This window comes from Alteromonas ponticola (assembly GCF_012911815.1).
Classification (GTDB): Bacteria; Pseudomonadota; Gammaproteobacteria; order Enterobacterales; family Alteromonadaceae; genus Alteromonas; species Alteromonas ponticola.
Window position 1 is genome coordinate 319,335 of record NZ_JAATNW010000002.1, and the last position, 13,248, is coordinate 332,582.

8 protein-coding genes and 3 pseudogenes are annotated in these 13,248 nt (G+C 48.6%); 3 read left to right on the forward strand and 8 right to left on the reverse strand.

Going from position 1 to position 13,248, the window contains the following annotated elements; all coding sequences use genetic code 11:
- Positions 1-68 precede the first annotated feature (68 nt).
- Both HCJ96_RS03880 and HCJ96_RS03885 read left to right on the forward strand, forming a co-directional pair.
- Positions 69-769 (forward strand): annotated as a pseudogene (locus HCJ96_RS03880) (thiolase family protein); the annotation flags it as partial.
- 205 nt (positions 770-974) lie between these two features.
- Positions 975-3,020, forward strand: coding sequence for an alpha/beta hydrolase family protein (locus HCJ96_RS03885; RefSeq protein WP_169209729.1), 2,046 nt, complete (start codon positions 975-977; stop codon positions 3,018-3,020).
- A 102-nt stretch (positions 3,021-3,122) separates the two neighbouring features.
- Here the strand turns inward: HCJ96_RS03885 and HCJ96_RS03890 are convergent.
- From HCJ96_RS03890 to gcvT, 5 genes and pseudogenes are all read right to left on the reverse strand, one after another.
- A pseudogene (locus HCJ96_RS03890) lies at positions 3,123-3,543 on the reverse strand (VOC family protein).
- A pseudogene (locus HCJ96_RS03895) lies at positions 3,543-3,731 on the reverse strand (aldehyde dehydrogenase family protein); the annotation flags it as partial. The pseudogenes HCJ96_RS03890 and HCJ96_RS03895, both read right to left, overlap by 1 nt.
- 264 nt (positions 3,732-3,995) lie before the next feature.
- Positions 3,996-6,893 (reverse strand): aminomethyl-transferring glycine dehydrogenase, encoded by a 2,898-nt coding sequence (gene gcvP, locus HCJ96_RS03900; RefSeq protein ID WP_169209730.1) that lies wholly within the window; start codon positions 6,891-6,893, stop codon positions 3,996-3,998.
- Between the two features lie 94 nt (positions 6,894-6,987).
- Positions 6,988-7,377 (reverse strand): glycine cleavage system protein GcvH, encoded by a 390-nt coding sequence (gene gcvH / locus HCJ96_RS03905; protein ID WP_169209731.1) that lies wholly within the window; start codon positions 7,375-7,377, stop codon positions 6,988-6,990.
- Between the two features lie 25 nt (positions 7,378-7,402).
- Entirely contained in the window at positions 7,403-8,482 is a 1,080-nt protein-coding gene (gcvT, locus tag HCJ96_RS03910; RefSeq protein WP_169209732.1) for a glycine cleavage system aminomethyltransferase GcvT, read from the reverse strand.
- Positions 8,483-8,623: 141 nt separating this feature from the next.
- On the opposite strand from gcvT, the gene HCJ96_RS03915 reads away from it, so the two are divergent.
- Entirely contained in the window at positions 8,624-9,472 is an 849-nt protein-coding gene (locus HCJ96_RS03915) for a LysR family transcriptional regulator (protein ID WP_169209733.1), read from the forward strand.
- On the opposite strand, the gene HCJ96_RS03920 is transcribed toward HCJ96_RS03915, so the two are convergent.
- The 3 genes from HCJ96_RS03920 to ubiH form a co-directional block, all read right to left on the reverse strand.
- The gene (locus tag HCJ96_RS03920; RefSeq protein ID WP_169209734.1) at positions 9,469-10,758 is read right to left on the reverse strand and encodes a M24 family metallopeptidase; all 1,290 of its coding nucleotides are present in this window, start codon (positions 10,756-10,758) and stop codon (positions 9,469-9,471) included. The genes HCJ96_RS03915 and HCJ96_RS03920 overlap by 4 nt on opposite strands.
- A gap of 115 nt (positions 10,759-10,873) precedes the next feature.
- On the reverse strand, positions 10,874-12,046 hold the full coding sequence (locus HCJ96_RS03925; protein ID WP_169209735.1) for an FAD-dependent monooxygenase: 1,173 nt from the start codon (positions 12,044-12,046) through the stop codon (positions 10,874-10,876).
- Between the two features lie 28 nt (positions 12,047-12,074).
- Positions 12,075-13,247 carry a 2-octaprenyl-6-methoxyphenyl hydroxylase gene (ubiH, locus tag HCJ96_RS03930; protein WP_169209736.1) on the reverse strand — a complete coding sequence of 391 codons (1,173 nt, stop codon included), beginning with the start codon at positions 13,245-13,247 and terminating at the stop codon, positions 12,075-12,077.
- Position 13,248: the final 1 nt, after the last annotated feature.

A 13,248-nucleotide genomic window follows, 5' to 3' on the forward strand; every position in this document is an offset into this window, starting at 1 on the left:
TACTCAAATACAGTTGTCACTATGTCTTGCCTATACTTTTTATACTTCTTATACTTCTTATACTCAACATCGATTTCCATCCCGGCCTTGCCAAATATACGGCAAAAGCCTCTGGCAGCATGGGCATAACCGCTGAATTGCTTGGCCGTCAAAATGGTATCAGCCGTGAAATGCAGGACGAGTTTGGCGCACGTTCACATCGCCGTGCATTTGCTGCGCGGCAGGAAGGTCGTTGGGACAGCGAAATTGTGGCAATCGAAGGCCACGATCAAAACGGCGTTCTGACTTTGGTTGAACAAGACGAAGTGATTCGCCCGGATTCAACAGTTGAAGTGATGGCGGGCCTTCGTCCAGTATTTGATCCGGTCAATGGAACGGTAACTGCCGGTACATCGTCGGCGATTTCTGATGGTGCAGCAGCGATGTTACTGATGTCAGAAAAGAGAGCCTAAGCACTGGGCTTAACCATTCGCTCGAAAGTAAAATCGATGGGCGTATCCGGTTGTGATACAGCCATCATGGGCTTTGGTCCTGTGCCTGCCACGCAAAAAGCATTGAAACGTGCTGGCATGACCATGGACGATATCGAAATTGCAGAATTCAACGAAGCCTTTGCTGCTCAGGCGCGAGAATATCCACTACCCTCCTGAATCTGATGGAAGCCAACGATAAATCAGTTGGTCTGGCGACCATGTGTATCGATCTAGGTCAGGGTATCGCTACTATTTTCGAACGAGTGTCAGTCATAAGGATCAGGTCATCGACCTGATCCGTTCAGCTCTATTCAGCGAAAACCGAAGGTTGAATTCCGACATGAGTTAAAGGAGGTCAGATTAAAAAACAAACTGTATTTTGTAACCCAAACTGGTTATCATCCCCAGCTTAATTTATCCGGCAATCCAAGGGGATTGCCGGATGTTTTCTGCGAAACAACAGAACTCAATTTAGAAGTAAAGAAGACACAGGAAATCACTATGACCAAGGAAATGAAAGTTCTTTCTGGCAGAGCTTTAGGCATCATAAAATTATCACTGATCGCTTTTTTCAGCTTGTCGTTCACCCACCACGCTATTGCAAAAGAAAAACAAGTTCATCCGTCCTCAATTCCGGTTGAACACTTTTTCAAAAAGCCACAGTTCACCGACATGGTGATTTCACCGGACGGTAAACATATTGCGGCTATATATGAAGATAAGGACAACTCGAGCAGTGTTGCCATTATGGATATCAACCTGACGAAAGTCCTGACTAGTATCAATCTCGGCGAGTATCGTAGAATCTCTGAGATTATATGGCCGCGTAATGATCGATTTATCATCAACTACGCTAAATTTGTTGGCTATTTAGATGACAATGGCTCTCAGCCAAGTTACGTTGCCTATAACCTGAATGGTAAAAGAGGCATTCAGCTTACGGATGGCAACCGGGCATTTTATGAAATAGTCAGCCTGTTACCGGATAAGCCAGATAAAATTCTGGTTCAAAAGCGAAATTTTCAGGATTATAACGATAGAGGAAGTGATCTAGGTCAGATTCCGGCCAGACTGTTTGAAATTGATATCGATACTGGCAAAGAAAAATACACTGCTGGACAGCCTGCCAATGTTAATGACATCATCGCAGATACAAATGGCGTTCCCAGAATGGCTTTCGGCTACACAGAGGATCGCAACGATGAATTAGGCGGAGGTTCTTTCTATGCCTATGTCAAACGCACCCCGACCAGCGACTGGGAATCCATTGATACTGAACATATGCGCTATCCGGATAGCAAAAAAGTCGCTCGTGTAAGATTGTTGGGCTTCAATAGCGATAATTCCAAGGCATATGTAGCATCAGACTACAACTCAAAATTGCCATCCGTTTATGAAGTAGATATGAAAACGTTAGACTTTACTCATATCTTTACGCCGGAAAGAGCAACCATTGGCGCCCCTCTATATTCACCAAACGGTGGATTGGAAGGTTTAATGGTTTCACCAGACTTTAATAGAATACTGTTTCTGTCTGAAAAAAGCGAAATGCGACGGGTGTTTGCCCAACTGTACGCCACCTTCGAAGTGACGGATGAATCTTCCAATATCCAGATTCATTCAGCCACTGAGGACGGAAATCAGATCATTTTCAGCGTGTCCTCAGATCGCGATCCTGGCGTATTCTATCTGTATAATCGCGGTTTGGATGGCAGTGCTCCTGGCATCAGATTGCTGTCAGAGTCCAAGCCCGAAATTAACCCAAATCTCATGGCCAGCATGAAACCTATGCGCTTCGAATCCCGCGACGGAATTGAGCTAAATGGTTATTACATGTTACCGACTTACGGCGAAGCGCCCTACCCAATGGTGCAGATTATCCACGGTGGTCCTCACGGTCCTCGTGACTTTTGGCAGTGGGATCGTGAAGCGCAATTCCTCGCCAGTCGTGGTTATGCCGTTGTGAAAGTGAATTTCCGCGGTTCAGGCGGCTATGGTGTCGATTTTGAAGAAAGCGGCCATTTAGAATGGGGCGGCAAGATGATTAACGATATGACTGATGCCAGCATGTGGATGGTCAAACAGGGCTTCGCCGACAAGGATAAAATGTGCGTTTATGGGGGCTCATATGGTGGCTATGGCACATTACAAAGTTTGGTGAGAGAACCAGACTTATACAAATGTGGTATTGGTTACGTAGGCGTTTACTCTTTGTTCGAGATGAAAAAGTCTGGCGATATTCCAAAAAGAAACGAAGGTATGCGCTTTTTAGACAAAGTTTTAGGTACTGATGAAGATTTGATGCGTAAATTCTCACCCGCTCTTAATGTCGACAAGATAAAGGCAAACCTTTTTATCGCCCACGGTAGCGAAGATGAGCGGGTTCCGATGGAACAGTACGAAGTGCTCACGGAAAATTTAGAGAAAATCGGCAAACCGTTCATTCCAATGGTCAAAGAAGAAGGGCATGGCTACCAACTACTGGAAAACAACGTAGAATTTTATTCTACGATGGAGCAGTTTTTGGCAGACAACCTCAAAAAATAGAGCGGCCTGATTCGTCGTTCTTTTTTTAACGACAATAAAAAATAAATAGCCCCGGTAACTTATTTAGTCCCGGGGCCTTTTAATATGTGGGTTGGTAGAATACTACTTAGCAAACAGCTGGCTGATATTTTTAAATGCCTTGAACTCCAACGTATTACCACTTGGATCGAGTAAAAACAGTGTGGCCTGCTCTCCAGGTTTCCCCATGAAGCGGATATAAGGCTCTATAACAAAATCAACTTCAGCTTGCTGTAATTTATTCGCCAATGATTCCCATTTATTCCACGGCAATACCAATCCAAAATGCGGGAACAGGAACAGCTTTCTCATCAACCTGATTGGGCTCGGTCTGATCCGGCATTCGTGCCACCAAATGGGTGACCAGTTGATGACCATAGAAATTCCAGTCTATCCAGCAGTCATCTGAGCGACCTTGCTCACAGCCGATAAGCTCACCATAAAATTGCCGAGCCTTGTCCAGGTTTGTGACTGGTATCGCCAAGTGCAAAGGATAGACGGACACTATAGTAATCGCTTCAGCAAACCGAACTTCAGTTTATTGAATGGCGGATAGCGCAAAGGAACATCAAATATAAAACTGCGTCTCATCACAGATTTAAGACGACTGATGGTATCAAAACTGGCCTGACCGTGATAACTACCCATGCCACTGTTTCCTACACCACCAAAAGGTAATTCAGGATTCTGTAGTGACTATAGTTTGTCTGAAGCGGTCGGACATAGCTAACTACCATAGTCTACGAGCGCACAACAATCTGTCATATTAATTTAGAACAGCAAATGAATGGGTCATTCCGATATGATTCACTACACCAATACGATAAATAGCTGATGCGATAAAAAAGGCAAGTCATCACTGACTCGCCTCTTTATCATTCATTTGTCACAAACTTAATTAATGTCACAAACTTAATTAATCCTGTCACAATCTTTATTTAACGTGGACAAATTTAATTATTTCTCAATATAACTCTCAATTGCAGGACAGGAGCACATGAGGTTGCGGTCACCAAATACATCATCAATGCGGTTCACGCTTGGCCAGAACTTGTTGCGTGCGACTTCTGGTACCGGGTATGCCGCCAGCGTGCGGTCGTAGCTGCGGTTCCAGTCGTTGTCGCAAATGTCAGCCAGGGTGTGTGGTGCGTTGTGCAGTGGGTTGTCGGTGGCATCCCACTCGCCGCTTTCTACCTTGGCGATTTCTTTACGAATGCTGATCAGCGCGTTGATGAAGCGGTCCAGCTCGTATTTGGCTTCGGATTCTGTCGGCTCAATCATCAGCGTGCCGGCGACCGGGAAGCTCATGGTGGGCGCGTGGAAACCGTAGTCGTTTAAGCGCTTAGCGATATCCACTTCAGAAACACCTGAGGCTTCTTTTAATGGACGCAGGTCGACGATACATTCGTGCGCTACACGGCCATTACGGCCTTTGTACAGCACGTTGTAGTGCCCTTCTAATGACTTGGCCACGTAGTTAGCATTCAGGATTGCCACTTGCGTTGCCTTACGCAGACCTTCTGAGCCCATCATCTTGATGTACAGATAACTGATCGGCAGAATTGAGGCACTGCCCCAAGGCGCTGCGGATACCGCACCGCAATCTTTACCCGCGTTTTCAATATTCACCACCGTGTGGTTTGGCAGGAATGGTGCTAAGTGTGATTTCACACCGATAGGTCCCATACCCGGGCCGCCACCACCGTGTGGAATACAGAAGGTTTTGTGCAGGTTCAGGTGCGATACGTCTGAGCCGATGAAGCCTGGGGCGGTAATGCCGACCTGTGCGTTCATGTTCGCGCCGTCCATGTACACCTGGCCGCCGTGATCATGCACGATGTCACAGATTTCACGGATGGTCTCTTCGTACACACCGTGGGTAGACGGGTAGGTGATCATGGCACAAGACAGGTTGTCACCTACCTCTTCTGCTTTGGCACGCAAGTCTTTTAGATCCACGTTACCGTTTTTATCACAGGCCACGACTACCACTTTCATGCTGACCATTTGCGCTGACGCTGGGTTAGTACCGTGCGCCGAGCTTGGGATCAAACACACATTACGGTGTCCTTCGCCGCGGCTTTCATGGTAGTGCTGAATAGCCAGCAAACCGGCGTACTCACCCTGTGCACCTGAGTTAGGCTGCATGGAAAGCGCATCGTAACCGGTAATGTTGATTAACCATTCGCTCAGTTCGCTGATCATTTCCTGGTAACCACCAGCCTGATCCAGTGGCGCGAACGGGTGCAGTTGACCGAACTCAGGCCAGGTGACCGGGATCATTTCTGCTGTCGCGTTCAGCTTCATGGTGCATGAACCTAATGAAATCATAGAGTGGTTCAAGGCTAAGTCTTTATTTTCGAGCGACTTGATATAACGCAGCATCTCAGTTTCTGAGTGATACTGGTTGAACACTTCGTGCGTCAGGATATCGCTGGTGCGCACTAATTCCTGTGGAATGGATTTGCTGCCCTGCGTGGTCACTTCGGCGTCAAGCTTGTCTACGGTGAAGTCATGATCGTCACCAAGGAAAATTGACAATAAGGTCTCTACGTCTTTACGTGTAGTGGTTTCATCAAACGCCACACCTACTGCACCATCAAGGTCAGCACGCAGGTTAACCCCTGCTTCGTAGGCTTTTTTCAGTACCGCCTCTTTGTCTTCGACTTCAACAGTAATGGTATCAAACCAGGTGCTGTGACGTAACGCTATGCCCTTGGTGGTCAGTGCGTTAGCCAGAATATCGGTCATGCGGTGAATACGCTGAGCGATGGTTTTTAAGCCTTCCGGGCCATGATAAACCGCATAGAAGGACGCCATATTGGCCAGTAACACCTGGGCGGTACAGATGTTCGAGTTGGCTTTTTCGCGGCGAATATGCTGTTCGCGGGTTTGCAGCGCCATACGCAATGCCTGACGGCCACGGGTGTCTTTACTTACCCCGATGATACGCCCTGGCAAAGAACGCTTATATTCATCACGTGTCGCGAAGAAAGCTGCGTGTGGGCCACCGTAGCCCATGGGTACGCCAAAGCGTTGTGCACTACCTAGCGCTACATCAGCGCCTAGCTCACCTGGTGATTTCAGCATGACCAGGCTCATCAGGTCAGCGGCCAGGGCGACTACGCCTTTTTTCGCTTTAACTGCCGCAATCACTTCAGATAAGTCTTTCACTTCACCTGTGGTTGAAGGGTATTGCAATAAGGCACCGAATACATCGTGCTCAGCCGCTTCTTCAGCCGGGCCTGATACCATTTCAAAACCGAACATCTCAGCACGGGTTTCGACCACGTCACGGGTTTGCGGGTGCACATCGTCAGCGATGAAAAACAGGTTTGATTTTTTGTTTTTTGATACGCGTTTGGCCAATGACATTGCTTCCGCCGCCGCAGTACCTTCATCAAGCAGTGAAGCTGAGGCCAGCTCTAAGCCGGTTAAATCAATGGTCACCTGCTGGAAGTTCAGGATAGCCTGTAAACGACCCTGCGCAATTTCAGGTTGATAAGGCGTGTACGCGGTGTACCAGCCCGGATTTTCCAGCACGTTTCGTAAAATAACGTTGGGTACGTGGGTGTCGTAATAGCCCATACCAATGAAAGAGCGGTTGATTTTATTCTTGCCCGCCACTTTCTTTAATGCGGCAAGTGCTTCCACTTCGGTGGCACCCTCGCCAACCTCAATGGGTTTATCCAGTTGAATACCGGAAGGAACCGTTTGGTCCATCAAATCATCAAGCGACGAAGCACCAATGGTGTCCAGCATCGCCTGAATTTCTTCTTCCCCTGGGCCGATATGACGACGAACAAAGGCATTTTTCTGCTCTAACTGAGCCAGCGTGAGAGATGAATTCGACATAAATAAGTAAGCACTTGCGTTGATTTAAAATACATGAAAGGGGCATTAACACTGCCCCTTTCCAATTGATTAATCGCTGATTGAAACGGTGCGATTAGTCTTCGTCGATACTGTTTTCGTAACCTTCGGCATCCAGCAGACCGTCTACTTCTGACGGATCGTCTGCTTTGATTTTGAACATCCAGCCATCACCGTACGGGTCTGAGTTAACTTGCTCTGGTGAATCTTCCAGCGCTTCATTAACTTCAATGATTTCACCGCTGATAGGTGAATACACATCAGAGGCGGCTTTTACTGATTCAGCCACTGCCACGTCTTCACCGGCACTGACTTTATCGCCTACGTCTGGCAGTTCTACGAATACCATGTCACCAAGCAAATCTTGCGCATGCTCAGAAATACCAACAGTAAATACGCCATCGCCTTCAGGACGTACCCACTCGTGAGTTGATGCGTAGCGTAATTCAGATGGGATATTGCTCATAATAATTCCTGATATTAATTGTTAATTATAAAACGCTCTTACCATTGCGAACGAAACTGGGTTTAACCACATTTACTGTAACCCACTTTTTGCGCATTTCCACTTCAACTGTCTCACCTACCCCTGCAGGTACCCGAGCCATTGCAATAGCGTGGCCTAAAGTAGGCGAGAAAGTACCGGAGGTAATAATGCCGTCGCCGTTGCCGCTACGCACTTTCTGACCTGCGCGTAACACGCCTTTTTCGGTCATGACTAACCCGATCAGTTTGTCAGTGCCTGCTTCGCGTTGCTGTTCCAGCGCCTTGCGGCCAACGAAATCGCGCTCGGCGGGTTCCCAGGTGATGGTCCAGCCCATGTTAGCAGCCAGTGGCGATACGGTTTCGTCCATATCCTGACCATATAGGTTCATACCCGCTTCTAAGCGTAGGGTATCACGTGCGCCTAACCCGCAAGGTTTGACCCCTGCATCCAGCAGGCCCTGCCAGAACTGGCCGGCACGCTCTTTAGGCACCATAATTTCGTAACCCGCTTCACCGGTGTAGCCGGTGGTAGCAATAAACAAATCTTCAGCCTGCACGCCGAAGAATGGCTTCATACCTGCCACGGCTTCTTTTTGTGCATCGCTGAACAAAGTGGCCGCTTTTTCTTTAGCATTGGGGCCCTGAACCGCGATCATGGCAAATTCTGAGCGCTCGGTGATAGTAACATCAAACCCTTCGGCTTTTTCGCGCAACCAGTTCATGTCTTTTTCACGCGTGGCTGAATTGACCACCAAACGGTAATTAGTTTCATCAAAGTGATACACGATCAAATCGTCAACCACCCCACCCGCTTCATTCAGCATGCCGCTGTACAGCGCTTTACCTTTGTCCTGCAGTTTAGCCACATCGTTAGCTAACAAGTAACGTAAATAGTCTTTGGCCTGAGGGCCAGTGGCGTCAACAATGGTCATGTGTGATACATCAAACATGCCCGCGTCCTGACGAACTGCGTGGTGTTCTTCAATTTGTGAACCATAGCTGATGGGCATATCCCAGCCGAAAAAATCGACCATTTTAGCGCCCGCTTCAATATGCTTGGCGTGCAGAGGCGTGGTATTAGACATGGGTATTTTTTTCACTTTTTGCTGAATAAAAATATGCGCTGAGTATAGGAGGTGATCCGGCAGGCAACAAATTGAAATTTCTTATCATTACATTTAAAAATGTAATATATTAAGCAGCATTCATCAGCAAAGCTAATTACTATGAAGCAACTTTCGTTAGATAATCTGCGCACCTTTGTCAGCGTAATCGAACAGGGCGGCTACGCTAAAGCCGGTGAATTTCTTGGGCGTTCGCAACCTGCGGTAAGCCTGCAAATTAAAAAGCTGGAAGAACAACTAGCACGAAAATTGTTTACTAAGGTAGGCCAGCGTCACCTGCCTAGCGTGGATGGCAACTGGCTGTATCCTAAAGCCAAGGCCATGCTGGAGATGAACGATGGTATATTTCGCAGCCTCACTCCGGCGCCGTTAAGTGGCCGCCTGCGTCTGGGTATTCCCAACGAATTCGCGTCGACCTTGTTGCCGGGTTTGATTGGCGAATTCTCTGCACGCTACCCCGATGTGGTGCTGGAAGTCACCTCGGCGTTAAGTCGCGAATTACTACACGAAGCCAAACGTCACAGTTTTGATTTAATCCTGGCACTGGTTAATCCCAATGAACCCACAGAAGGCGAAGTGGTGATTGAAGACGATGTGGTATGGGTGGGCGATACCATGCGTCCTTTTGTGGACAATCCGATTTCGCTGGTACTGGCCCCCGACGGTTGTATGTACCGCAGCCGGGTAATTGATGCTTTAAAACAACAAACCAAAGCCTGGAAAATAGCTTATACCAATGCTGATTTGAGCGGGCTTTCGGCAGCCATCAATCAAGGCCTGGGGGTTACCGCGCTGGCGCGCTCCAGTATTCCCACTACTTTAACCCCGTTAACCCATCCAAGTTTACCGGTGCTGGGCAAAGTGAATATTTGCCTGTTCAATCAGGACACCCAGCACCCGGTGGTAAGTAAAACCCTGGCAGAGTTCATCACCACCCGGCTGAAAGCTTAAACTGTCAGCGGTTCAAGCTTGCCAATAGGCTTGTCTAATGACTCCGGTGGCGAAGTAAACCAGTGGGCTTTCTCAGCGCCCATATAGATACAGTCTTCCAGACGCACCCCAAACTCGCCGGGCAGGTAAATGCCCGGTTCATTGGATAAGCACATGCCTTTGGCCAGTAAGGTTTTTTCGTTGCGCACGAAATTGATTTTTTCGTGACCTTCCATACCAATGCCGTGGCCTAAGCGGTGTGACAAGCCAGGCAGTTTATAGTCTGGCCCGAAACCTTTGCTGGCGTACATCCTACGCACGGTACCATCCACAGTTCCTGCCGGGGTGCCCACCTCAGCGGTGTCAAACGCCAGTTGCTGGCCTTCCCTTACCAGTTGCCACACCTGCCTTTGTTTTTTGGTGGGTTCGCCATACACAAAGGTACGCGATATATCCGATTGATAGCCATGAACATTACAGCCGCAGTCCATCAGCACAATTGAGCCTTCCTTGATGGTTTGCGCCTGACGGGTACCATGGGGATACGCACTGGCTTCATTAAACAGCGCCATGTTCCACACGCCTGAGCCGCCCAGTTGTTGCTGCGCTTCACTCATCAGCGCTTTAACCTGTTGCTGATCCATGCCCTGTTCAAGTTGCGCCCACACATGCTCGTAGGCTTTCAGGGTGACTTCATTGGCTTTATGCATCAACTGTAATTCATGCGCACTCTTGATTAATCGACATCCCAGTGTGACCGGCTCTGCACTGGTGTGGTTGAAATTACTCAACGCTTTCATGATGCCATCCAGTACGAAATAACGTACGGTGCTCTCGAAGCCAATGGTGCCGTGTTTGATTTTACGGTCGTTAAGAATTTGCTTAACCAGCGTGAAAGGATTCTCGTGTTCTTGCCACACGCGCACGTCATCCCCGACGGTTAAGGTTTCGCGCACACTGGGCTCTTCAAAAAAAGGCGTCACCACGGCAATATCACCTTCGCGCGGGATCACCAAGGCGGTCAGGCGCTCACTGCGCCACCACTGAATGCCGGCAAAGTAGTCCATGCTGGCCCCGGGCTCTATCACGATAGCGGCAATATTTTGCTTTTGCATAATTGACTGCGCTTTGGCTATGCGTTCGCGGCGCTCTGCTACCGAAATAGGCTTGATGTCGCCTACAATGTTGCTAAGCGTGTCCGTTGATGAGGTTTGCTTATTTTGAGCATTCGCCATTTGCCCGAAAGACAATGCACCCAGTGCGGTGAACCCCAGCCCTGATGCTTTTAAGAATGTACGCTTATCCATATGAACCACTTTGTTCAAGTTATTGAATAGGCTCATAATGAAAGTTCAACAGCGATTTTGCAAATGAATATATCCCATCCACAGCTGCGTTCATCTTACAGTGAAGAATGACGACTTAAAAAGCGGACGCTTCTGCCATCCATTGTTGTTTGATAAAGGAAAGCTTATCGGTCATCACCAGGCCGGTACCACGAATGAACTTTTTGACCGGATCATTCCCACTGAACAAGGTCTGGAAGCCGCTCATGGCGGCAATCATTTTGGTCGCCTGGGTTTTACGTTCGCGTTCAAAGGGGCGTAAATAGCGCAGACGTGAAAAGTCTTTGCCCGACTGTTTTAGTTGCATCACTGTTTTCGCCAATGCAAACGCATCATCGATACCCAAATTGGCCCCCTGCCCGGCTAACGGGTGGATGGTGTGCGCGGCATCACCGATGATGACAACGCCGTCGGTAGCCCAGGTTCTGGCACACTGCATGGTCAGCGGAAAATGGGCAATGTCACTTTCAACCTGTACAACACCTAATATGGCATCGCTCGCTGCGGTAAGCTGATTAGAAAACTCCGCCTTATCAAGCTGTAGCAGTTGCTCTGCCACGGGGGTGTCCTGCGACCAGACAATAGAGCAGATATGCTCATCAAACGTAGGTAATAACGCCAGCGGCCCGGTAGGGGTAAAAACCTGTCTGGCGGTCATATCATGTGGCTGTTGGGTGCGTACATTCGCCACCAGCGCTAACTGACCATAGTCATGAAAAGTCATCGGAAACTGATAATGTTTGCGAATAAAGGAGTGGGCCCCATCTGCGCCCACCAGCAGTTTGCAGGCGATAACGCTATCATTGTCCAGCATCAGCATGGTTTCCTGCTGGCCGGATAAAATCTTGTTGATCCGTGCGTTTTCTATGTGAACCTGCTGCTGAGAGTGTAAAAACGCCGCCAACCCATTAATTAAAACCTGATTTTCGACAATACTGCCTAACGCTTGACGCTGCGTATCAGTACTGTCGAAACTGATTCGTCCAAAACTGTCTTTATCCCACACATGAATGTGGGTAAAATCGCAGCGCCTTTGGGCGTCTACATGGTGCCAGGCACCCAGCGTTGTCAGTGCATCAATGTGCGCCTGATTGATCGCACTCACGCGAAGCCCCATCTGCTCGGGTAACGCGCGACTTATTGCACCGTCATTAACTAATGCCACTGACATATTTGCCTGTGTCAGTGCACTGGCCAGCGACAGGCCAACAACGCCCCCACCCACTACAGCAATATCAACCTTTTGCATGTTTACCCTTGTTCAATCTCATCAGGTGTTAATTAAGCCCGGTCGTTTGTTTAACGAACAGTGCCTGTATGGCATGGCTTACATTCATACTGAGTAAGCCCAGATTACGTGCAGTTTGCAGCGGAAGCAGCTGATTTGAAAATAAGGTGACCAGTGAGTCAGTGATGCCGATCGTGGCACTACGATCAGCGCGACGAGCCTGCTGATAGGCGTTCAAGACATCAAACTCTCCGGGATCGGTGACGGATTTGAGCGCATCTACCAACGTAACAGCATCGCGTACTCCCAGATTGAACCCCTGTCCGGCAATGGGATGTAATGTCTGCGCGGCATTCCCCACCACCACACTGCGATGGCGCGTGAGTTTATCAGCCTGGCGCAATGCCAGCGGAAACGCATCCTTTTTACCTACGGTTAAAATGCGTCCCTTGCGATAGCCGAAAGCCTTTTGCAACGCATCAATAAACTGCTTATCGGAAAAACTAAGTAACTGCTCAGCCTGATCCTCGGCGATGGTCCACACCACCGAATACTCGTTTTGAACTTCGTCATCCGTCGATGAGGTAAATGGCAAAAACGCCAGCGGGCCGTTCGCGGTAAACCGCTCAAAGGCTTTGTATTGATGCTTTTCGGATACTTTTACATTACAAATGATGGCGGTTTGCTGATAGGCCGTTTGCTGGTAATGAAACCCTAAGGTCGCCGAGACCGGTGAACTTCCACCGTCGGCAACGATCACTAACTTACTCTTGAGTGTAGCCTGATCACTTAACCGCAACTGCTGACAATCAGGCTGGGTGGTGATATCTGTTACTTCAGCAGCGACACGCTGCAGGCGCGAATTTTGTACCGACGCATAAAGTGTTTCACCCAAGCGTTGCAACGCAACCACTTCACCAAACGCGGATAAATTAAAGTTTTGGGCAGCCAGTTCACAGTAACCGGCAGCCCCTTTGTCGGTCACCTCGATATGCTTGATGGCCACTGATTCCGGCAGGGTGACACCCCAGCCCCTCAGTTCGTCTACCGAGCGTCTGGCCAACGCAATAACCCGGGCATCAAAGTCCACAGGCTGGGATTTGTTGTGGTCCAGCTTATTATCAATTAAGGTCACCGAAAAATCGGTGTTATCCAGCAATCCTCTGGCTACCGTTAGCCCAACAATGCCGCCGCCGATGATGGTGATATCGGTATCGGTCATG